1 pseudogene is annotated in these 268 nt (G+C 60.8%); it reads left to right on the top strand.

Annotated features, from left to right (window positions below):
- Nucleotides 1–163: 163 nt before the first annotated feature.
- Nucleotides 164–268, top strand: a pseudogene (locus SB764_RS40790) (glutathione S-transferase family protein); the annotation flags it as partial.

Raw genomic sequence — 268 nt, 5'->3', positions numbered from 1 at the left:
CCGCGCTGTTCGAAGGCCATCCGCATTTCACGCTGTTCCCCGGCGACACGATCGAGGTGATGCCGGTGCTCGCGGTGCCCGGTATGTAAACGATGAACGCATGAACCATGCGCCGCAGCCTGCATGGAGACCAATTCCCGACAATCTGGATGGAGACACTGCAATGAAGCTTTACGGATTTGCCGGCACCCGCACGCAACGCGCGCTGTGGGGGCTGAAGGAACTGGACGCGGATTTCGAATTCGTGTCGGTCAACCTGCTCGCGGGC

The sequence above is a fragment of the Paraburkholderia sp. SIMBA_027 genome, assembly GCF_046535315.1.
GTDB lineage: Bacteria > Pseudomonadota > Gammaproteobacteria > Burkholderiales > Burkholderiaceae > Paraburkholderia > Paraburkholderia tropica.
This window is presented reverse-complemented; position numbering and strand designations above follow the sequence as displayed.